The organism is Streptomyces mesophilus (genome assembly GCF_040300965.1).
GTDB classification, from domain to species: domain Bacteria; phylum Actinomycetota; class Actinomycetes; order Streptomycetales; family Streptomycetaceae; genus Streptomyces; species Streptomyces mesophilus_A.
The window spans coordinates 1-18,920 of sequence record NZ_JBEPEW010000150.1; the positions used below are offsets into that span (position 1 = coordinate 1).

An 18,920-nucleotide genomic window follows, 5' to 3' on the forward strand; every position below is an offset into this window, starting at 1 on the left:
CGCGGCCCGCTCGGCGGCCGCGGCCAGCGCCCTGCGGCGCCGCCCGGTCGGCTGCGCCTCGGCGACGGGGGTCTCCCCGCCACCCGTACCGGCCGGCGGCAGCGCGGCAACGGCCGTCTCGCGCCGGGCCCTTCGCCCCGTCGGTGCCACGGCCTCGCCCGCGGGCACGCCCTGCGGCGGCACGGTCGCGCCGAGACCCGGCGCACCCGCGGGCGCCCCGGCGGCATGCTCGGCCGCGGTCACCACCGAGCCCTGCGCGACCTCGGCCGCGCTCACGTCCTGGTGGGACTGGTTGCTCGTGCGGCGCCGGCGTCCCGTACCGCCGCCGCCACCGGACACGGAGATCCCGGCCCCGTCGGGCACCGAGAACCCGTCACCGTCCGAATCGGTGGAATTCTGCGCGGGCACCCGCTCGGCCTCGGCTGCTTCGGCCGCCGCGACGGCCCGCCGGCGCCGCCGCCCGGTCGGCGCGGACGGTGTGGCCGCCGGCTCCGTGGCGCTCGTGCCGTCGGAAGGCTCCGCAGGCGTGGGGCCCTGCCCGTTGTCGAGGAAGGAGTCCACGGACGACCGCCGCGCACGCCTGCGCCCACCGGTCCCGGGCGCACTCGCCTCCGCGGTGCTGTCGGCGGAGGGCGCCGAAGCCTGTTCGGGCAGCGCCAGTTGACTCCCGGCCGGAGCCGCCTCGACCGTCCCCGCACCCGACCCGATCGGCACTTCGAGGACGAACGCGCTCCCGCCCATGCCGGGCACCTCATGCGTCTGGAGCACACCACCGTGCGCCCGCACGATGCCCGCCACCAGCGGTGCGTGCACCGGATCGCCGCCCGCGAACGGTCCGCGGACCTCGATCCGTACGACCTCACCGCGCTGCGCCGCCGCCACCACGATCGTGGAGTCGACATAACCCGCCGCGGGGTCGGCCGCCCGCGCATTGCCCGTCGAGTCGATCCCCGCGACATCCGCGATCAGATGCGCGAGCGCCGTGGCGAGCCGCCCGGCGTCCACCTCGGCCTCGATCGGCGGCGCGTGCACCGCGAACTGGGCCCGCCCGGGCCCGATCAGATCCACCGCACCCTCGACACCGGCGGTCACGACGCGGTCGAGCAGCGCGGGCACCTTGTGCAGGGAGTGCGAACCGTCGTCGAGGAGCTGGTAGTTCAGGACGTTGTCGACGAGGGTCGTCATCCGCGTATAGCCGGCGGCCAGGTGGTGCAGGATCTGGTTGGCCTCGGGCCAGAGCTGGCCCGCCGGGTCGGCGGCGAGGCCGCCGAGCTCCCCGCGCAGCTGCTCCAGCGGCCCGCGCAGCGACTCACCGAGCACGGCAAGAAGCTGGGCATGGCGCGAGGCGAGCTGCTCGTGGCGCTCGCGCTCCCGCTCGACGAGCTGCTCGTAGCGCGCGGCTTCCCGCTCCTGCAGATCCGCGTAGCGCTCACGCGAGGCGGACTCCAGCTCGGCGTAGCGCTCCTGCTCCTGTGCCGCCAGCGCCTCGTACTTCTCCTGCGCCGCGGCCCGCTCCTGGTCGAGCTGCTCCTGGAGGGCGTCGTAGGGCCGCCGGTCGGTGAACGCGAGCACCGCGCCGACCAGCTGATCCCCGTCGCGTACGGGAGCGGTGGTCAGATCGACCGCGACCGGCTTGCCGTTCTTCGCCCACAGGACCTGCCCGCGCACGCGGTGCTTGCGGCCGGAGCGCAGGGTGTCGGCGAGCGGGCTCTCCTCGTACGGGAAGGGCTCACCGTCCGGGCGCGAGTGCTGCACGAGCGCGTGCAGCTCCTTGCCGCCGAGATCGGACGCCCGGTACCCGAGGATCTGGGCCGCGGCCGGATTGACGAGGACGACCCGCCCCTCCGTGTCCGTGCCGACCACGCCCTCGGCGGCGGCGCGCAGGATCATCTCGGTCTGGCGCTGCGAGCGCGCGAGTTCGGCCTCGGTGTCGACGGTGCCCGAAAGATCCCGTACGACGAGCATCAACAGCTCGTCACCCCACGCGCCTTGGCTCTCGTACGCCTGACGTCCGTCCAGATTCGCGCTGGTCACCTCGACGGGCAGTTCACTGCCGTCGGTCCGCCGCGCGGTCATCCGCTTCGGCTTGGTCCGCCCGCGCTCATCGGCCGCGTCGGGCCGCCGCATCGACCCCGGGATCAGCCGCGAGTCGAATGCGGGCAGGAGATCGAGCAGCCCCCGCCCCACAAGAGCCGTACCCGGCGCCTCGAACGTGTCGAGCGCGATCGTGTTGGCGTTGACCACCGTGCCGTTGGCGTTGACGAGCAGCAGCGCGTCGGGCAGGGCGTCGAGTATGGCTGCGAGGCGAGCAGCGCCTCGGGATGGCCTGCTGCTCACGACGACGGGTCCTCCCTGTTACCGCACCTTGCGTGCCCCCGGACCCGGCTTTCCCCCCGGCCCGTGGCATGTCACTCAAGGGAGTCTACGGGCAGCGGTTGCGCTGGGGACGCCGGATGAGAGGGAGATCCCAGGAAGGCGCCACGGAGGAGGTGTGACTGCACGCGACGAGCACCTTCACCGGACGCCCGTGACCGCTCTGCGGACGCGGGCGCCCGCGACCGGGCTCACCGGGGCCACGCGACCGTACTGCGGACGCTCACCAGACGCGCGGGCCGGCCGAGTCGGGCGAGGCCTCGGGCAGTACGGGCACGAGCTGGTTCCACCGCCCGATCTCACACCCGTTGCGCCGGTCGAACTCCGCCGTGACCTGCTGACCACGCCAGGTCCCGGTGATCCGGGCGGTCTCGGGCCCGCCGTACTGCATCGTGCACATCGCGTCCGCCGGCACAGCCGCGAACGGGTCCCGCCCTTCGCCTGCCATCGCATCGAGCCGCGCACAGGCCTCGTCGGCCAGCGGGTGACTCCCGCCTCCGCTCCCGTCGGGCAGGCAGCTGAGTTCATACGTCTCGTACGGCAGCACCGATCCGTCCCCGGACGTGATGGTCAGCACATCGGGCTGCGGCTCGGGCAGCGTGTGCGCCGGGGGTTCGTCGGCGGCCGCGACGGTGGGCACGACGGCCACCGCGGCGAGCGACGCGACGGCGGAGACGGCGAGACGGCGCAACAACATGGGGACTCCAGGGGTGGGGCGGACACCCTGTTCAACGCCTACGGGTCCCGTACGTTGCGCACCCGCGGCAATGCTTTGCCCTGCCGCCCACGTGCCTAGTACCGTGGGGGGCGATTGGTGACAGCCCGCTCGGCTGTGTCATCATCTGCATCGCACCACGCGCTCGCGCAGGTGCGTGGAGGCGTCGCCTAGTCCGGTCTATGGCGCCGCACTGCTAATGCGGTTTGGGACTTACATCCCATCGAGGGTTCAAATCCCTCCGCCTCCGCACTCTGATCAGGGCGTCCACTCCTTATGGAGCGGACGCCCTGAGTCGTTTCCGTTTGTATCGGGACTGTCAGTGGGAGATGCCACGATCTCCGGATGACCACGATCAACCGCCCCCTGCCGCCCTTCGACGCCGATGAGCGGGCGACGCTCGCCGGCTGGCTCGACTTCCACCGCGCGACCCTCGCCCTGAAGTGCGAGGGACTGTCCGACGCTCAGGCCGCGACCGCCTCCGTACCGCCTTCGGGCTTCACGCTCATCGGGCTCGTGCAGCACATGGCGGAGGTGGAGCGGAACTGGTTCCGCCGGGTCTTCGCCGGCGAACAGGCCCCGCCGATCCACGACCCGAAGGCGGACCCGGACGGCCCGGACGGCGGCTTCGACCTCGCCCCGGACGCGACGCTGGCCACCGCTCTGGCGACCTGGCGCGCGGAGCTGGACCGTGCCCGCGACCTCTGCGCCGACCGGCCGCTCACCGCCACCGGACGCTTCATGGACCAGGACGTCAGCCTGCGCTGGATCTACGTGCACATGATCGAGGAGTACGCCCGCCACAACGGCCACGCGGACCTGCTCCGCGAGCGGATCGACGGCGTCACGGGGGTGTAGGCCAACTGTGCGGATCCGGCTGTTTCCGCAGGTCGCAAGGGGTGCGGTAAACGGATTTCACATGGCGGCGGCAGTCATGTAATGTTCTTCCTGTCGCCGCGAGCGGGGCGAAAGCACCGAAGCGGGACAACAGAACAAGCACTCGTAGCTTAACGGATAGAGCATCTGACTACGGATCAGAAGGTTGCAGGTTCGAATCCTGCCGAGTGCACATGGTCGAAGGCCCCCGGAGATGATCCGGGGGTCTTTTGCGTTGCCCGTACGGGTCAGGAGCCAGGCCCCGACCCGGTCCCGGACGTGTGGATGGCAAGCGGCATGTACTCCGGCCCGGCGGTGAAGGTGGCCCGGCACGCCGCTGCCTCCTCATCCCACTGAGCGGGTCGCTGCGGCTGCGCGCGGTCTCAGGTGGGGCGGGCGCGGTGGTCCCAGGTCAGCAAGGTGTAGCGGCGACCCTTGCCTTCGACCTCCTCCGGTTCGTCGGCCGCGGGCCGGAAACCGGCGGCTTCGGCGATGGCGGTGCTGGCGACGTTGTCCGGCTCGATCTGCAGGACCACGCGCGCGAGCCCGAGGTCCCGATGGGCGTACTCGGTCATCAACTGCACGGCGCGCAGGGCCAAGCGGTGCCCACGGTGGGCGGCGCCCACGGCGTAGCCCATGCTGCCTCGGGACCGGTTGAGCAGCACTTCGCCCAGCGGGGTGTCACCGTCGGTGGTGATGGCCAGGTGCAGGCGCTCTCCGGTGGCGCGAGTGCGACGGATCATCTCCAGGTACGCCGCGGCCGCGTCCGGGTCGAACGGGGAGGCCAGCGGCGAGCGCCGGGCGATCTCGGGCTCGTCGAACAGCCGCACCATGGCGGGCAGATCGGCATCGGCCCACTCCCGCAGCACCAGCCCCCGTCCGGAAAGACGCACCGGTTCCTCCGCCACCACCACGGCCACCTCCACCGTTCCCTCTGCGCGATCCGACCATGGTCCCGCTCCGGTGGAGCGTCCCAGGAGGTCGTCCCCGGGACCTTCTCTTCGCCCTCCGGCAGGCGCGGCTGTGCGCCCTCACCCCGTGAGGTCGATGACCACGCGTTCGCCCAGGAAGAGTCCGGTGCTGTAGTCGAGGCGCAGCGCCCGGGCGTCCGCCGGAACCTCGAAGGCCATCTGTCCGGTGCGCTGCTCGCCCGGTGCCACTTCGCCGTCGGGTGCCTGGTCCACGCCGACCACGATCGCCTGCCGGTAGGCGCGGCCGTCCTCGTCCCGTACCTCGCTCGTGAAGAACGAACTGGCCGTACGGGCCCGGTCCTTGGTGTTCTGGACGGTCAGGTCGACGACGATGAACCGCTTGCCCGCCGCCGGGGTGGAGAACTGGTTGTCGGAGACGAACGGGTCGATGACCTTGTTGACCTTCAGTTCCCAGCCGTCGGCCGCGATCGTGTCGCCCACACGGAAGGTCTCCTGGCCCGGGGCCGTCTCCTCCTTCTGCGCGCCCGACGCCGACGACGTGACCTTCGCGGGCTTCTTCCCCTCGTCCGAGCCGACGGACGCGAGGAGGGCCGCGCAGCCGCCGACCACCAGGATCAGCAGACCGCCACAGCCCAGGGCGATCCACTTCCAGGGGCTCTTCTTGGGTGGCTGCGGTGGCGCGCCGTAAGGGGGATGTCCGTACGGAGGCGGCGGCGTGGGGTGCTGCCAGCCGGGACCGGGCTGCTGCCGGCCGTTCCACGGTGGCGGCTGTTGCGGTGTGCCGGGGCCCCACTGCTGAGGCCGATCAGGGGTGGGGTCGTTGCCCTCGGGGGGCGGCGGGTGGGAAGCGTTCATGAGCACGCTTATACGGTCGCCCGGTCCGTTCGCGGCGGAGGCGGGCCGCCTCGCCCGGGCCTTGACCCTCACGTGGCGTCATGGCGCATGGTCGGTGCGTGGAAGAGCACTTGAGCGTGGGGCGTGTGGCCGAGTTGGCCGGGGTGAGTGTGCGGACGCTGCATCACTACGACGGGATCGGGCTCGTGCGGCCGTCGGCGCGGACGGCAGCCGGGTACCGGGCGTACGCGGCGGGCGATGTGGAGCGGCTGAGGGAGGTGCTCGCGTACCGGAGGCTCGGCTTCGGGCTGAGCGAGATCGCGGATCTCGTCGACGACCCGGCCACCGACACGGTCGCGCGGCTGCGCCGCCTTCGTGGCCTGCTCGTCGAGCAGCGCGATCGTACGGCGGCCATGGTGGCGGGCATCGACAAGGAGCTGGAGGCACGGGCGATGGGGTTCAGGACGACGCCGGAGGAGCAACTGAGGGTGTTCGGGCCGGAGTTGTACGAGAAGATCGGGACCGCCTACCCGGCGACGCGGCGCACCGAGCCGCGGATCGCCGAGCGGATCTGGGAGGCGCTGGGGGACGCGCGGACCGTACTCAACGTCGGGGCCGGCACCGGTTCCTACGAGCCCACGGACCGTGAGGTCACGGCGGTGGAACCGTCGGCCGTCATGCGCGCTCAGCGTCCTGCGGGCGCGGCGCCGTGTGTGGCCGCGGGTGCGGAGAGCCTTCCGTTCGCGGACCAGTCCTTCGATGCCGCGATGGCGGTCAGCACCATCCACCACTGGCCGGACCCGGTGGCGGGGCTGCGCGAGATGCAGCGGGTGGCCCGCCGGGTGGTGGTGTTCACGTACGACGCCAGTACGCCCGGCTGGCTCGACCGGTTCTGGCTCACGCGCGACTACCTGCCGGAGTTCGGCGGTCTGCTCGTCGACTGGCCCTCGATGGCCGACCTGACCGAGGCGATCGGGGGCCGTGCGGAGCCGGTGCTGATTCCGTGGGACTGCGCGGACGGTTTCTTCGAGGCGCACTGGCGCAGGCCGGAGGCGTATCTGGAGGAGCACGTACGGCGTGCGGTGTCGGTGTGGACCAGGGTCGGTCCGGAGGCCGAACAGCGGGCGGTGGCCCGGCTCCGCGCCGACCTCCACTCGGGGTACTGGGCCGAGCACAACCGCGACCTCGTCGCCCTCGACGCGGCCGAACTCGGTCTCCGTCTGCTCGTGGCCTGACCGGCCGTCGCAGTCCGCCGGCCGCAGGTCCTACGGCCGCAGCCGCGCGCCCCTGCTCTCGGCGATCCGCAGCGCGTCGCCGAGAGCCTCGGCCAGGCGCTCGGTGAGGTAGCGGAGTTCGGGTGCGTGGGCGCTGTCCGTGAGCATGCCCCGGGTGTACGTCAACAGCTCGGCGCCCATGGCCAGTTGGACGGCCTCGGTCGCGTCGGCAACACGGGAGACCGGTCCGGTGTCGTCGCCGATCAGGTAACAGGGCTTGCCCTCGGGCCCGTTCCACGGAAGCAGCCGGGCCGCCTCGCCTTCCTCGTACGGCAGCACGTCACGCCACCTCCATGCCGTGGATCCAGTACGGGCCGGGGGCGTCGATGCCAAGGGTGGCGAGGACGAGTTCGCGTCGACGCCGGCGTTGTTCGTCGGCGGTGAGATAGGGGCGTACGAGGGCGGTGGCTTCCCCGGGGAGCGGATCGGCGTCGTCCAGGCCGTAGGGGCTGCGGTGGGTGGGGAGCGCGGGGGCGGCCATGCGGGGCGCGATCCAACGGGGGCTGGATGTCGGTGTGTTGGCGCCGCGGCGGGCCTGGGTGCGAACGCCGGGTTGCCACAGCCATGCGGTGATTCGGTGGATAAGGTCGGTCATGTCATCAGCTCCTGGAGCGGATTTGCTGGTGGCCACGCCCCCGGGCGGTTGCAGCCGTCGCGGGGGTCTTTCCTGGCCATCCATCGCGGTCTACCGCAGTCTACTGCGGTCGCACGGTCTACCGCAGTCTTTTAGCGTCAACCGCATGACTGCGGAACTCGATCGCACGCGCCCCATCTGGCGCCAGGTAGCCGCGACGATCACGGACCGGATCGCTGACGGCACCTACCCCGTGGGGTCGCGAGTCCCGTCCGTGGTGGAGCTCTCCACCGAGTTCGGAGTCGCCGCCTCGACGGCACAGAAGGTGCTGGCCCACCTGAAGACGGAAGGCCTGATCCGCGCGGAGGTCGGCCTCGGCTCCTTCGTCACCGAGCGCCCGGCCGACACCGACTGACCGCTCAGCCTTCGCTGATGCCGCGGGCCTCCGCGACGAGCCCGCCCGGCAGCCCCGCCCCCTCACACGCGTACGCGATCAATACGTCCCGGTAGCCGGGGCTCCCGAGCCCGGGAGCCAGGGAGATCAGGGTCCGCAGGTCCTCCGGTGAGCCGGACAGACGCGCGCGATACGCGGCGCCCGCCGCGCGCAGCGTGACCTCGTGCGGTGCGTGGCGCAGGCCCTCGTCGGCAAGGGCCACCGCGGCGGCGAAGTCCCCTTGTTCCGCGCGTACGTCGGCGAGGTCCAGGTGGAGGGACCAGTTGGCGGGGTCCAGGGTCAGGGCCCGTTCGAAGGCTGCCGCCGTCCGGCCCAGGTCACCCTTCGCGCGCCAGGTGTTCGCCCGTGCCACCTCGGTCCACATGCTCCGGCCGGCGGCGTCGGCCCGGTCGCACAGGGCGAAGGCCAGCTCGTAGTGCCCGCAGGCCCGGGGCAGACGGGACATGGCGGCGAGGGAATCCGGTACGGGGCTGCGCTCGGACACCACGTCGAGGGCGTGGAACCAGGGCGCGAACCGCTGCCGCATCTCCTCCGAATCCAGGTCGTGGCCGGGGTCCAGGACGCGCAGACAGGCCTCGGCCAGCGCCTCGGCCCTCACACCGGCGAGGAAGCGCGCGTCACCGAACCAGGGCGCGGCGCCCCAGGCCACGTCGGGACGGGCTCCCGTGACCGAGCCCAGGGTCATGGCAGCGTCGTCCATCGCGCCGTCGAGGAAGAAGAAGTAGCCCTGCCCGAGTACGGCGCTCAAGGTGCTGCTGCCTTGGAGCGCCGAGTCCAGTTCTGCGCGCCGCTCCCGCCTCAGCTCGGCGAGCGCGGCATAAGGCTCCGGGTCCGACGGGGCCGAGGCCATGGCCCGTACGAGCCACTCCACGGCGCCGGCCGGGCTTCCGCCGCAGTGCGCCAGCACGGCGGCGAGGCTGACGGCCGCGGTCACCGACTGCTGCGGCGACGGGACGGGCGGCTGGATCAGGGGCTGATTCGACACCGCCGGAGAATATCCGGGGCCGATGAGTTTCCCCGGACGCCCCGGTCTCAAGTGGTGATCGATACGAAAGCGGAGGCAGGCTGTGAGGCGGGCCGCTTTCTCATCCACTGCTACGGAACAGGCGGGATCCCCATGGACAAGAAGTTCACCGCAACCCTGCAGAAGAGCCCGAACAAGGGCGGCTGGACCTATGTCGTATGGCCTGAGGCTGCCGAGTTCTTCGGCACCCGTGGGCTGGTGAAAGTGCGGGGCACGATCGACGGTCATCCGTTCCGGAGCTCGTTCATGGCCCTGGGCGACGGCACGCACAAGCTGCCGGTGAAGGCGGACGTACGCAAGGCGATCGGCAAGGAGGAGGGGGACTCCGTCACCGTCCGCCTCGAGGAACGCCTGGAGACCTGACCCCGGAGATCCGGATACCTGGAGACCCGACCCCCACGAGCGCCGCGTTTTGCGCGGCCTCGGCCGGGGGATACCCCACGGACCTGCTCACGGGGGCTGAGCAGGTCCAAGGGGTGGGGCTCACATGCTCGAGATCGGTCTGCTGCTCGGAGGTATGGCCGCGATCGTGGCCGTTCTGATCGTGGTCGTCCTGCGCCGCAACTCCCGTACGGAGAACGCCGACGGCCTCCTCACGGAGCAGTACGCGCGGGAGCAGGCGCACGACGACCGGATGACCTACCGCTACACCGACGTCATCTTCGAGGTCCCCCCGAACCGCCGCGATCCCCACCGTCGCTAGGGCGCGCGCCTGTGGTTACTCTTGCGCTCTTTGTGGTGCAGGGGAGGCACGCATGGGGTTCAAGGACGGGGCGGCGGCCGTGGTTGCCGCGGTGCTGATGGTCGGGTTGGCGGGGTGCGGCGGGTCCGGTGGCGGTGGAGCTTCGGGTGCGGGCGATGCGAAGAGCTCGGCCGAGCCGTCCGCGAAGAGCTCATCCGAACCGTCCGCCAAGAGCTCGGCCGAGCCGTCCGCCGCGGCCTCGTCGGGACCGGCGTTCACGCCCCTGCCGTCCGATGAGCTCCAGGGACGCTGGTGGTCGTGGGCGGCGCGCGAGCCTGCCGCGACCAATCCCGTGATGGACAAGGACGGCAGCGACTGCGGGCGCAACCAGAAGCGGGACGTCTGGTTCCTCGCCGGCAGCTTCGGCACCAAGGAACGCCGCACCTGCACGGTCCCCGACAACGTCCAACTGGCCTTTCCGCTGGCGAATCTGATGTCCCCGGACGAGCAGGACTGCGCGGTCTTCATGGTGGAGGCCGAGGGGTCGGCGCATCTGGACGGCAAGGCACTCGAAGCGCAGGCCCACCCGATGGAAGGGATCATGGTGGAAGGGGTCGCGGGCAACCCCGTCACCGACACCGACCAGACGCTGATCACCAAGGGGTGCGGCCTGTGGGTCCAACTGCCGCCGCTGGAAGCCGGATCGCACTCCTTGAAGATCCGCGGCGAGGCCGATGACCTGTCCGTCGCCGTGGACTACACGCTCAACGTCGAGGCCGCGTAGGGATGATGGCCACCAGGCCCGCAGGAAGCACGGAGGATCCCATGCGCTACCGCTTCACGACCTACCACCCGGCGAGTGACGTCGAGGGGGAGGCCGGTGAGGGGACCCGGCTGGGTGGGCAGCCGGTGTGGGTGGAAGGGCCGCAGTGGCCGGTCGATCCGTATGAGGACGAACTCGCGCCGTTCATGGGGCAGTTCAAGGTGCCGGCGCAGGAGGGCGGCGGAGGGAAGGACCGGACGGTCTACCTGTTCGCCATCGGCTTCAGCGGTGAGCACGCCACGGTCGTACAGCCGGGCGGTCATGTCACCGAGTCCTTCGAGATACGGGACTCGGCCACCGGACCGACCGAGCTGGACCGGCCCCACCTGCTCCGGGTGGCGGAGGAGGTGGACTTCGCCGAGGCCAGGCAGGCGGCCGAGCGGCAGCTGGAGCCGGTCGAAGGGGAGGACGAGGACGACTGGGAGTGGCGGCTCCAGGAGGCGGTCGAGGCACGGCAGAAGGATGCGGAAGGCAGCATCCGGATGGACCAGCTCGGCGGGCCCGGTGTCGTACCGGTCTGGCTCCAGGGCGACTACACGCCGGCCGAGGGCTGGCAGCTGGTCGCCCAGTTCGACTCCTGCAACCTGCCGTTCGACGTCAACTTCGGTGACACCGGGGTGGGTTATCTGTTCCTCTCGCCGGACGGTGAGAAGGCGGAGTTCTTCTACCAGTGCTGCTGAGGGCTGCCGAGCGGCCACGGACCCGGTCGCGGCATGGCGTGCGTCACTTACCCGCCAGGTAATCGACCCCGCGTTCGGCCGCTGCCACCATCGAGGCGTACCCACTCGGAAGCCACGAGCGGAAGCCACGAGAGCCGGAGGACGCCATGTCCGCGTACGTCATCGCCCGTCTGCACAAGGCAGCGAAGCTGCACCCGGACATCGCCGAGTACATCGAGCGGATTCCCGGGACCTTCGAGCCGTACGGCGGGCGCTTCCTCGTGCACGTCACGCCGCACGAGGTCCTCGAGGGCAGCTGGGACGAGGACGTCGTGATGATCGGGTTCCCCGGGGTCGAGGAGGCTCGGGCCTGGTGGGAGTCGGACGCGTACCAGGAGATCGTGCCCCTGCGGTCGAGGCACCTCGACGGGGACATCATTCTCGTCCCCGGGGTTCCCGAGGGATATGACGCGACGAAGACCGCCGCCGGGCTGCGGGAGTTCCTGAAGAGCTAGATCATCAAGGGCCGTCCCTCCACGGCTGGTTCCTCAAGGGCTGAGCCGGTGGGCCAGGTCCACGTAGCTCGTGACGAAGCCGGCCTCGTCGAACTCCACGTCGCTGGTGAAGTCGCCCGAGGCGAAGTGCACACGGGTGCCTGCCGGGCCCGGGCCGGTATGGGTGTACGTCTGCGGTGACGCGTGCACCGTCAGGTCCGGGACCGATACCCAGACCATCCGGTAGTCGTGGCTGCCCGGTGCGCGGTGCAGATCGTGCCGCAGGACCGGCATCGTGTTGGTGAGCGGTGACAGGCCCAGGTCGCAGTCCAGGGTGTCGGGGTCCGCCCAAGGGAGCGGAACGCCGTTCGCCGTCCAGTCGCCGGAGCCGTCGTCCCGGCGCAGGTCCAAGTGCACGGTCGCCTCGGCCGTTTCGGCCGTCACGGTCAGCCGGCGCGTGATCCAGTCCGGGCCCGTCTCCAGCTCGTACGAGAGCCAGTACGGGTGCGGGAGCGCGGCGAAGACGCGGCCGCGGGCCGAGAAGGAGCGGGGGCCCGTCGCGGTCACCCAGGCCGTCTCGAAGCCGCCGGTCTCCGTCACCTGCCAGGTCAGGACGCGCACCGGATCGGGGGACGGAACGCCGGCCCGGTCGGCCGTCGGAGCGCGAGCCGGGCCGGGCGGCGGAACGCGACTGTCAGTCATGGGTACCAGGATGGGGCCCATGGCGTGGTGGTGCACAGGGGTGCGGTGGAGCGGCGGGCGGCCCGCTCTCGGATGGTTCGGGGACGGGCGCGGCGAGCGCGAGAGCCTCCTTGTGTACGGACAGGAGCTCGGGTTCGTGGCCCGGGGCGGGCGGCGGTGCCTCGGGGTGCGCCGGGGGCGGCGGCGCACGCCGTGTCCGACCGGGGCCGCGGTGCCGTCCCGGGGGACCCGTGCGCAGTGCGAGGAGTGCGCCCGTATCGACCGGTCCTACTCCGTCGCCGCCGACACGATGGCCGATGATCCGCGGCCGTACGCCGTCTATCTCGCCGCCTTCGGTCCGGGGCTCGTCAAAGTGGGGATCACCGCGGACGAGCGCGGCTCGGCGCGGCTCCTGGAACAGGGAGCGGTCGCGTTCACCTGGCTCGGCCGCGGCCCGCTGATGGCGGCGCGGCGGGTGGAGGAGCTGGTGGGGGTGGCGCTGGGGGTGCCGGACCGGATTCCGTACGCGAAGAAGAGGGCGGTGCGGGCCTCGCTGCCGCCGGCGGACGAGTGGGCGGCGGAGCTGGGGCGGGCCCATGCGCGGGCGGTGGGGCTCGCGGGCTGGCCCGAGTCGATGACCGCGGCAGCGTGTGAAGTGGTCGACCACCGTGAGGAGTTCGGTCTGGCGGGGCTCGTACAGGCCGCTTCGGTGGTACGGGAGCTCGTCGACGGGGGCGTCGTGGCGGGCCGCCTCGTCGCGGCCGCGGGCCCCGATCTGCACCTCGACACGGGCCGCGGCCTCGTCCTGGACGGGCGCCTGCTGGGCGGCTGGCGACTCGAGGCCGTCGAATCTGTCGAATCTGTCGAGGCGGTCGAGGCGGTCGAGGCCGTCGTGGGCGGCGGCGCCGTGGTGACGGTACCGACGATGGAGTTGGGCGGGGTGCAGGACGGGTTGTTCTGAGCCCGAGCCCCGAGCCGAGATGGAGCCCCGAGCCCCGAGCCCCGAGCCCGAGACGGAGCCCCGAGCCCGAGACGGAGCCCCGAGCCCCGAGACGGAGCCCGAGCCGCCCCCCCGCCCGCCCCCTCACCCGTTTCTCAGGGAATTCACAGATTCGCGTCAGACAGCTCTCACAGGCCCCCGCCAGGGTCGTCACCATGGCCCCCATCAAGAGCGACACACGTACCGAACTGTTCAGGCCGGACGGCTCTCCCGTGCGGGTGCTTGTCGTGGACGACGAGGCCTCGATCACCGAGCTGCTCGCCATGGCGCTGCGCTACGAGGGCTGGGAGGTGCGCACCGCGCACGACGGCGCGAGCGCCATCCGGGCCGCACGCTCCTTCCGGCCCGATGCCGTGATCCTCGACGTGATGCTGCCCGACATGCACGGGCTCACCGTCCTGGGCCGCGTACGCGCCGACTCCCCCGACGTCCCCGTACTCTTCCTGACCGCCAAGGACGCGGTGGAGGACCGGATCGCCGGGCTCACGGCGGGCGGTGACGACTACGTCACCAAGCCGTTCAGCCTGGAGGAGGTCGTGGCCCGGCTGCGCGGTCTGATCCGCAGGTCAGGCGCGGCCGCCAAGCGGAGCGAATCGCTGCTCACCGTCGGGGACCTGACGCTCGACGAGGACAGCCACGAGGTCACACGCGGCGGCGAGCAGATCCAGCTCACCGCGACCGAGTTCGAGCTGCTCAGGTATCTGATGCGCAATCCGCGCCGGGTGCTCAGCAAGGCGCAGATCCTCGACCGCGTATGGAGTTACGACTTCGGCGGCAAGGCGAACGTCGTGGAGCTCTACATCTCGTATCTCAGGAAGAAGCTCGACGCCGGACGGCCGCCGATGATCCACACACGGCGCGGTGCCGGCTATCTGATCAAGCCCGCCGAGACCGCCGTCAAGCCCGCCGGAACCGCTGCCCAGGCCGCCGCGAAGCCCGCCGAGGTCCCCGTGGGAGCCGGCGCGCGATGAGACCGCCGCGATCGCTGCGGACCCGGCTGGTCGTCTCCGCGGTCGCGCTGATCGCGGTGGTGTGCGCCGTCATCGGTACGGTGACGGCGGTCGCGCTCAGGTCCTATCTGTACGAGCAGTTGGACACGCAGCTCTCCGAGCTGGCCCGGCGCGCGGGCGGACCGCCGCAGGGCGAGCACCCGGTGAACGCGCCGACGGACCCGCTCACGTTCCTCACGCTCCCCGGACAGGACTTCGGCACGATCGGCGCGACCGTCCAGGACGGCCGGGTGCAGCGGGCCGCGATCAGCGCGCAGAGCAGCGACTCCCAGGGACGGGCCGAGGTCACCGACCTCACCGCGGACCAGACGGCCGCCCTGGACGGGGTGTCCAAGGACGGCGGCCCGCACACCGTCTCGCTGCCGGGCCTCGGCGACTACCGCGTCGCGTACACCTCGGGCGGAGAACACGGCGACCTGCTCGTCGGCATGTCCACCTCCTCGGTCGACGACACGATCAGCACCTTGGTCGTGGTCGAGCTGTGTGTGGCCGGCGCCGGTCTGGTCGCCGCTACCATCGCCGGCGCCGTCATGGTCGGCGTGGCGCTGCGCCCGCTCACCAGGGTCGCCGCCACCGCCACCCGCGTCTCCGAACTCCCGCTGCACAGCGGCGAACCCGCACTGCACGAACGCGTACCCGACGCCGACCCGCGCACCGAGGTCGGCCAGGTCGGCGCCGCCCTCAACCGCATGCTCGACCATGTGCACGACGCGCTGCGGGTGCGCCAGGACAGCGAGACGCGGGTGCGGCAGTTCGTCGCCGACGCCAGCCATGAGCTGCGGACTCCGCTCGCCTCGATACGGGGATACGCCGAGCTCACGCGCCGCGGCCGCGAGGAGACCGGCCCCGACACCCGCCGCGCCCTCGGCCGGATCGAGTCCGAGGCGACCCGGATGACGGTCCTCGTCGAGGATCTGCTGCTGCTCGCCCGACTCGACAGTGACAGCCACAGTGGCGGCGGCAGCGGGCCGGGCAGGCCGCTCTCTTACGAGCCAACCGACCTGTCCGTACTGGTGGTTGACGCCGTGAGCGATGCGCGGGCGGTGGGCACCGCTCATATGTGGCGCCTCGAACTGCCCGACGATCCCGCCCTCGTACGGGCCGATCCGGCACGGCTGCACCAGGTCCTGGTCAACCTGCTGGCCAACGCCCGCACCCACACACCGGCCGGGACGGTGGTCACCGTGCGCGTCCGGCCGGGCCGTCGGTCCAGGATCGAGGTCGAGGACAACGGGCCGGGCATTCCGGCCGAGTTGCTGCCGTATGTCTTCGAGCGCTTCGCCCGCGGCGATGCCTCACGCGCCCGCACGGCAGGTGCGGCAGGCGCGGGTTCGACGGGGCTCGGGCTCGCGATCGTACGGGCGGTCGTGACCGCACATGGCGGGAGCGTGCACGTCGAGAGCGTGCCCGGACGCACTCTCTTCACCGTCGAGTTGCCAGGAACCGTCTCCGCGGCCACCCCCGCAGCCGATCACTCACAGGCAGAGGACAGCCTCACCACACTGCTGTGACAGGGCCCTTGGCGAGTGTCATGGCATGCCAAGCGAATCTCGCCCGGAAACCCTGCCGGTGCGGCGGCATCTGCCCGCCGAGGTCAGGGGAACACCGGTCCTCGACGTCGTCGTCCCCGTCCACAACGAGGAGAAGGACCTCGAACCCTGTGTCCGCAGGCTCCACGACCACTTGGTGGAGACCTTCCCGTACGGCTTCCGGATCACGATCGCGGACAACGCGAGCACCGACCGCACGCCGCAGATCGCCGCGCGCCTCGCCGAGTCGATCGACGAGGTCGAGAGCCACCGGCTCGACGCCAAGGGCCGCGGCCGTGCGCTGCGGGCCGTGTGGTCACGTTCCGACGCGCCGGTCCTCGCGTACATGGACGTGGACCTGTCCACGGACCTCAACGCACTGCTCCCGCTGGTCGCCCCGCTGATCTCGGGGCACTCGGACCTGGCGATCGGCTCGCGGCTCGCGCGCAGCTCGCGGGTGGTGCGCGGGCCCAAGCGGGAGTTCATCTCGCGTACGTACAACCTGATCCTGCGCGGTTCGCTGCGGGCGCGCTTCTCCGACGCCCAGTGCGGTTTCAAGGCGATCCGGCGCGATGTGGCCGAGCGGCTGCTTCCGATGGTCGAGGACACGGGCTGGTTCTTCGACACGGAGCTGCTCGTGCTCGCCGAGCGGGCGGGGCTCAGGATCCACGAGGTGCCGGTGGACTGGGTCGACGACCCTGATTCGACCGTCCACATCCTGCGGACGGCCACCGAGGATCTGCTCGGCGTATGGCGCGTGGGCCGCGCCCTCGCGGTCGGCGCACTCCCCCTCGACCGCCTCGCGCGCCCGTTCGGCGACGATCCGCGGGACCGCCAACTGGCCGGTGTACCCGGGGGGTTGGCGCGCCAGCTGGTCGGCTTCTGTGTGGTCGGGGCGCTTTCGACCCTCTTCTATCTCCTGCTGTACTCGGCATTCCGTACGGGCATGGGCGCCCAGCCGGCCAACGCCGCGGCCCTCCTCGTCTCGGCCGTCGCCAACACCGCCGCCAACCGCCGGCTCACCTTCGGCGTACGCGGCCGGGAACGCGCCGTACGCCACCAGGCGCAGGGGCTCGTGGTGTTCGCCATCGGGCTCGCCTTGACCAGCGGTTCGCTCGCGGCGCTCGACTCGGCGGTGGGGCATCCGTCGCACACCACCGAGCTGATCGTGCTGATCGCGGCGAATGCGGCGGCGACGGTGCTGAGGTTTCTGCTTTTCCGGGTCTGGGTCTTCCCGGACCAGTGCCCACCTGCTCGGGGTGGCCGGGCCCAGGCCGCTCGGGGTGGCCGGTCCCAGGCCGTTCGGGGAGGCCAAGGCCCGTCCACCAGGGGAGACCAGTCCCCTCCCGCTCGGGGAGACCAATGCCCGCCCACCCGGGGAGACCAGTCCCCTCCCGCCCGGGGGCCGAAGCCCTTTCCAGGCTATCGCCCGAGCGCCGCCCCCGCCCGACCTGTGGATAACTCCATGGAGCACCGATGACCAGCACCGTCCCGACCCTCGTGACCGCTCCGGCGCACCGCCGCCGCGACGCCTCCCTCGTCCACAGGATGTGGAGAGGGCGGCCCGAAGACCCGCGCTGGGCACGGCCCGCGCTCCTCGTCCTGCTCCTCGCCATCGCCGCGCTCTACACCTGGAACCTGAGCGCCTCCGGCTACGCCAACTCCTTCTACTCCGCCGCCGTCCAGGCCGGCAGCGAAAGCTGGAAGGCCTTCTTCTTCGGCTCATCGGACGCCGCGAACGCCATCACGGTCGACAAGCCGCCGGCCGCCTTGTGGCCGATGGCCTTGTCCGTACGGATCTTCGGCCTCGGCTCCTGGCAGATTCTCCTGCCCCAGGTGCTGATGGCCGTGGCGACGGCGGCCGTCCTGTACGGGGCCGTGCGGCGGCGGTTCCCGGCGGGCGCGGGGCTCCTGGCGGTCGCCGTCTTCGCGACGACCCCGGTCGCCGCGCTGATGTTCCGCTTCAACAACCCCGACGCGCTGCTCGCGTTGCTGATGACGGTCGCCGTGTACGGAGTGCTCCGGGCGCTCGAGCACGGGCGCACCAAGTGGCTGGTGTGGGCGGGGGTCGCGGTCGGGTTCGCGTTCCTGGCCAAGACGCTTCAGGCCTTCCTCATCCTGCCGCCGCTCGCTCTGCTGTACGGGGTGTGCGCGCCGGTGCCGCTACGGAAGCGACTCGGCCAACTCGCCCTGTCGACCCTGGCGTTGGTGGTCTCCGGCGGCTGGTGGGTCGCGATCGTGGAGCTGTGGCCGGCCGCCTCCCGCCCGTACATCGGCGGCTCGCAGAACAACTCCTTCCTTGAACTGACCTTCGGCTACAACGGGCTCGGGCGCCTGAACGGCGAGGAGACCGGAAGCGTCGGTGGTGGCGGCGGACCGGGTGGGGGCTGGGGAACCACGGGGATCGACCGGCTCTTCGCCTCGAACATCGGCGGTCAGATCGCCTGGCTGCTCCCGGCCGCGCTGCTCCTGCTGTTCGCGGGCCTGTGGCTGACCCGGCGCGCCCCGCGCACGGACACGGCCCGCGCGGCCTTCCTGGCCTGGGGCGGCGCGCTGCTGATCACCGCCGTGGTGTTCAGTTTCATGCAGGGGATCTTCCACGAGTACTACACCGTGGCCCTCGCCCCGTACATCGCCGCCCTCGTCGGCATGGGTGCTTCGGTGCTGTGGGAGGAGCGCGGCCGGCTGTGGGCCTGCGGGACCCTGGCCGTGACGGTCGCGGGGACGGCCTGGTGGTCGTACGTGCTGCTCGGCCGTTCTGCGGACTATGTGCCGTGGCTGCGCTGGGCCGTGCTGTTCGCGGGCGTACTGGGAGCGGCCGCCGTGCTGGTCGCGGCTCGCCTCGGGCGCCAAGTGGCGCTCGCCGCCGCCGGGTTGGGGCTCTTCGCGGGCCTGGCCGGGCCGGTCGCGTACACCTGGACGACGCTCGCCGAGGGCCACAGCGGGTCGATCGTGACGGCGGGGCCGGCGGTGGCGGGCGGGCGGG

The 18,920-nt window shown here is 71.7% G+C and carries 21 protein-coding genes and 2 tRNA genes; 15 read left to right on the forward strand and 8 right to left on the reverse strand.

What is annotated here, in order from left to right; translation table 11 throughout:
- A partial coding sequence (locus ABT367_RS34190) for a PAS domain-containing protein (protein WP_352257171.1) occupies positions 1-2,337 on the reverse strand: 2,337 nt, incomplete at its 3' end.
- 259 nt (positions 2,338-2,596) lie between these two features.
- Positions 2,597-3,070 (reverse strand): SSI family serine proteinase inhibitor, encoded by a 474-nt coding sequence (locus ABT367_RS34195; protein WP_434975606.1) that lies wholly within the window; start codon positions 3,068-3,070, stop codon positions 2,597-2,599.
- Positions 3,071-3,247: 177 nt separating this feature from the next.
- Here ABT367_RS34195 and ABT367_RS34200 point away from each other — a divergent pair.
- The 3 genes from ABT367_RS34200 (at position 3,248) to ABT367_RS34210 (ending at position 4,157) form a co-directional block, all read left to right on the forward strand.
- Positions 3,248-3,338, forward strand: a tRNA-Ser gene (locus ABT367_RS34200).
- Between the two features lie 95 nt (positions 3,339-3,433).
- The gene (locus ABT367_RS34205; protein ID WP_352257172.1) at positions 3,434-3,946 is read left to right on the forward strand and encodes a DinB family protein; all 513 of its coding nucleotides are present in this window, start codon (positions 3,434-3,436) and stop codon (positions 3,944-3,946) included.
- A 138-nt stretch (positions 3,947-4,084) separates the two neighbouring features.
- Positions 4,085-4,157: transfer RNA gene (locus tag ABT367_RS34210), tRNA-Arg, on the forward strand.
- 190 nt (positions 4,158-4,347) lie between these two features.
- Here ABT367_RS34210 and ABT367_RS34215 read toward each other — a convergent pair.
- Positions 4,348-4,878, reverse strand: a complete 531-nt coding sequence (locus ABT367_RS34215; protein WP_352257173.1) for a GNAT family N-acetyltransferase — start codon at positions 4,876-4,878, stop codon at positions 4,348-4,350.
- A gap of 117 nt (positions 4,879-4,995) precedes the next feature.
- On the reverse strand, positions 4,996-5,751 hold the full coding sequence (locus ABT367_RS34220; RefSeq protein WP_352257174.1) for a DUF4352 domain-containing protein: 756 nt from the start codon (positions 5,749-5,751) through the stop codon (positions 4,996-4,998).
- A gap of 80 nt (positions 5,752-5,831) precedes the next feature.
- On the opposite strand from ABT367_RS34220, the gene ABT367_RS34225 reads away from it, so the two are divergent.
- On the forward strand, positions 5,832-6,965 hold the full coding sequence (locus tag ABT367_RS34225) for a MerR family transcriptional regulator (protein ID WP_352257175.1): 1,134 nt from the start codon (positions 5,832-5,834) through the stop codon (positions 6,963-6,965).
- Between the two features lie 30 nt (positions 6,966-6,995).
- On the opposite strand, the gene ABT367_RS34230 is transcribed toward ABT367_RS34225, so the two are convergent.
- Together ABT367_RS34230 and ABT367_RS34235 are read right to left on the reverse strand one after the other, a co-directional pair.
- Positions 6,996-7,283: a hypothetical protein gene (locus ABT367_RS34230; protein WP_352257176.1), complete on the reverse strand. Its 288-nt coding sequence runs from the start codon at positions 7,281-7,283 to the stop codon at positions 6,996-6,998.
- 1 nt (position 7,284) lies between these two features.
- Positions 7,285-7,599: a hypothetical protein gene (locus tag ABT367_RS34235; protein WP_352257177.1), complete on the reverse strand. Its 315-nt coding sequence runs from the start codon at positions 7,597-7,599 to the stop codon at positions 7,285-7,287.
- A gap of 145 nt (positions 7,600-7,744) precedes the next feature.
- Here ABT367_RS34235 and ABT367_RS34240 point away from each other — a divergent pair, with 145 nt between their 5' ends.
- Entirely contained in the window at positions 7,745-7,993 is a 249-nt protein-coding gene (locus ABT367_RS34240) for a GntR family transcriptional regulator (protein WP_352257178.1), read from the forward strand.
- Between the two features lie 4 nt (positions 7,994-7,997).
- On the opposite strand, the gene ABT367_RS34245 is transcribed toward ABT367_RS34240, so the two are convergent.
- On the reverse strand, positions 7,998-9,017 hold the full coding sequence (locus ABT367_RS34245; RefSeq protein ID WP_434975607.1) for a tetratricopeptide repeat protein: 1,020 nt from the start codon (positions 9,015-9,017) through the stop codon (positions 7,998-8,000).
- A gap of 132 nt (positions 9,018-9,149) precedes the next feature.
- Between ABT367_RS34245 and ABT367_RS34250 the strand changes: the two genes are divergently transcribed.
- From ABT367_RS34250 to ABT367_RS34270, 5 genes are all read left to right on the forward strand, one after another.
- The gene (locus ABT367_RS34250) at positions 9,150-9,419 is read left to right on the forward strand and encodes a DUF1905 domain-containing protein (RefSeq protein ID WP_352257179.1); all 270 of its coding nucleotides are present in this window, start codon (positions 9,150-9,152) and stop codon (positions 9,417-9,419) included.
- Positions 9,420-9,543: 124 nt separating this feature from the next.
- On the forward strand, positions 9,544-9,759 hold the full coding sequence (locus ABT367_RS34255; protein ID WP_352257180.1) for a hypothetical protein: 216 nt from the start codon (positions 9,544-9,546) through the stop codon (positions 9,757-9,759).
- Between the two features lie 52 nt (positions 9,760-9,811).
- On the forward strand, positions 9,812-10,522 hold the full coding sequence (locus tag ABT367_RS34260) for a signal protein (RefSeq protein WP_352257181.1): 711 nt from the start codon (positions 9,812-9,814) through the stop codon (positions 10,520-10,522).
- Positions 10,523-10,563: 41 nt separating this feature from the next.
- Entirely contained in the window at positions 10,564-11,241 is a 678-nt protein-coding gene (locus ABT367_RS34265; protein WP_352257182.1) for a hypothetical protein, read from the forward strand.
- Between the two features lie 146 nt (positions 11,242-11,387).
- Positions 11,388-11,735: a DUF1330 domain-containing protein gene (locus tag ABT367_RS34270; protein ID WP_352257183.1), complete on the forward strand. Its 348-nt coding sequence runs from the start codon at positions 11,388-11,390 to the stop codon at positions 11,733-11,735.
- Positions 11,736-11,768: 33 nt separating this feature from the next.
- On the opposite strand, the gene ABT367_RS34275 is transcribed toward ABT367_RS34270, so the two are convergent.
- Complete coding sequence (locus tag ABT367_RS34275) at positions 11,769-12,416, reverse strand: putative glycolipid-binding domain-containing protein (RefSeq protein ID WP_352257184.1); 648 nt, start codon at positions 12,414-12,416, stop codon at positions 11,769-11,771.
- A 19-nt stretch (positions 12,417-12,435) separates the two neighbouring features.
- Between ABT367_RS34275 and ABT367_RS34280 the strand changes: the two genes are divergently transcribed.
- From ABT367_RS34280 to ABT367_RS34300, 5 genes are all read left to right on the forward strand, one after another.
- Positions 12,436-13,356: a DUF2797 domain-containing protein gene (locus ABT367_RS34280; protein WP_352257185.1), complete on the forward strand. Its 921-nt coding sequence runs from the start codon at positions 12,436-12,438 to the stop codon at positions 13,354-13,356.
- A 194-nt stretch (positions 13,357-13,550) separates the two neighbouring features.
- A complete protein-coding gene (locus ABT367_RS34285) occupies positions 13,551-14,366 on the forward strand; it encodes a response regulator transcription factor (RefSeq protein ID WP_352257186.1) in 816 nt (271 codons plus the stop codon).
- Positions 14,363-15,916 (forward strand): sensor histidine kinase, encoded by a 1,554-nt coding sequence (locus ABT367_RS34290; RefSeq protein ID WP_352257187.1) that lies wholly within the window; start codon positions 14,363-14,365, stop codon positions 15,914-15,916. The genes ABT367_RS34285 and ABT367_RS34290 overlap by 4 nt, the downstream gene beginning before the upstream one ends.
- Before the next feature lie 25 nt (positions 15,917-15,941).
- The gene (locus tag ABT367_RS34295) at positions 15,942-17,414 is read left to right on the forward strand and encodes a bifunctional glycosyltransferase family 2/GtrA family protein (RefSeq protein WP_352257188.1); all 1,473 of its coding nucleotides are present in this window, start codon (positions 15,942-15,944) and stop codon (positions 17,412-17,414) included.
- A partial coding sequence (locus ABT367_RS34300) for a glycosyltransferase family 39 protein (protein ID WP_352257189.1) occupies positions 17,411-18,920 on the forward strand: 1,510 nt, incomplete at its 3' end. The genes ABT367_RS34295 and ABT367_RS34300, both read left to right, overlap by 4 nt.

Bases quoted from the DNA above. Each gene is read 5' to 3' on its own strand.
- ABT367_RS34205 (WP_352257172.1), top strand. From the start codon at position 3,434: ATGACCACGATCAACCGCCCCCTGCCGCCCTTCGACGCCGATGAGCGG.
- ABT367_RS34280 (WP_352257185.1), top strand. From the start codon at position 12,436: ATGGCGTGGTGGTGCACAGGGGTGCGGTGGAGCGGCGGGCGGCCCGCT.
- ABT367_RS34225 (WP_352257175.1), top strand. From the start codon at position 5,832: ATGGCGCATGGTCGGTGCGTGGAAGAGCACTTGAGCGTGGGGCGTGTG.
- ABT367_RS34250 (WP_352257179.1), top strand. From the start codon at position 9,150: ATGGACAAGAAGTTCACCGCAACCCTGCAGAAGAGCCCGAACAAGGGC.
- ABT367_RS34285 (WP_352257186.1), top strand. From the start codon at position 13,551: ATGGCCCCCATCAAGAGCGACACACGTACCGAACTGTTCAGGCCGGAC.
- ABT367_RS34255 (WP_352257180.1), top strand. From the start codon at position 9,544: ATGCTCGAGATCGGTCTGCTGCTCGGAGGTATGGCCGCGATCGTGGCC.
- ABT367_RS34265 (WP_352257182.1), top strand. From the start codon at position 10,564: ATGCGCTACCGCTTCACGACCTACCACCCGGCGAGTGACGTCGAGGGG.
- ABT367_RS34195 (WP_434975606.1), bottom strand. From the start codon at position 3,070: ATGTTGTTGCGCCGTCTCGCCGTCTCCGCCGTCGCGTCGCTCGCCGCG.
- ABT367_RS34260 (WP_352257181.1), top strand. From the start codon at position 9,812: ATGGGGTTCAAGGACGGGGCGGCGGCCGTGGTTGCCGCGGTGCTGATG.
- ABT367_RS34235 (WP_352257177.1), bottom strand. From the start codon at position 7,599: ATGACCGACCTTATCCACCGAATCACCGCATGGCTGTGGCAACCCGGC.
- ABT367_RS34275 (WP_352257184.1), bottom strand. From the start codon at position 12,416: ATGACTGACAGTCGCGTTCCGCCGCCCGGCCCGGCTCGCGCTCCGACG.
- ABT367_RS34295 (WP_352257188.1), top strand. From the start codon at position 15,942: ATGCCAAGCGAATCTCGCCCGGAAACCCTGCCGGTGCGGCGGCATCTG.
- ABT367_RS34240 (WP_352257178.1), top strand. From the start codon at position 7,745: ATGACTGCGGAACTCGATCGCACGCGCCCCATCTGGCGCCAGGTAGCC.
- ABT367_RS34270 (WP_352257183.1), top strand. From the start codon at position 11,388: ATGTCCGCGTACGTCATCGCCCGTCTGCACAAGGCAGCGAAGCTGCAC.
- ABT367_RS34290 (WP_352257187.1), top strand. From the start codon at position 14,363: ATGAGACCGCCGCGATCGCTGCGGACCCGGCTGGTCGTCTCCGCGGTC.
- ABT367_RS34220 (WP_352257174.1), bottom strand. From the start codon at position 5,751: ATGAACGCTTCCCACCCGCCGCCCCCCGAGGGCAACGACCCCACCCCT.